A 415-nucleotide genomic window follows, 5' to 3' on the forward strand; every position below is an offset into this window, starting at 1 on the left:
GTACTACAACAAGCCGACCCAGGCCGGCATCCTGACCCATTTCCGCATGATCGCCGACGCGACGGATCTTCCGGTCATCCTGTACGACATCCCGGGGCGCACCGGCGTCCCGATCAAGTACGAGACGATCCTCCGCGCGGCGAAGCACCCGAACATCCTCGCCATCAAAGACGCCAAGGGCGACTTCAGCGAGGTGAGCCGCGTGCTCAACCAGACCGACCTGCTGTACTTCTCCGGCGACGACGCCAACGTGCTCCCGCACCTGTCGATCGGCGCCTCAGGCCTCATCGGCGTGACGGCGAACATCGCCGCCCGGCCGTACCGGCAGATCGTGGATGCGGTCAACGCCGGCGACCTCGCGACCGCCACGGCCGCCCACCGCACGCTCGAACCGCTGGTCCGCGCCGTGATGACG

Annotated in this window: 1 protein-coding gene; it reads left to right on the forward strand. The window is 67.5% G+C overall.

Annotation, left to right across the window (positions count from 1 at the left end; genetic code table 11):
• The coding region (locus tag AB4Z02_RS19190; RefSeq protein ID WP_441972971.1) for a dihydrodipicolinate synthase family protein at nt 1-415 on the forward strand (415 nt) is incomplete at both ends.

The sequence above is a fragment of the Pedococcus sp. 2YAF34 genome (assembly GCF_052114585.1).
GTDB lineage: Bacteria > Actinomycetota > Actinomycetes > Actinomycetales > Dermatophilaceae > Pedococcus.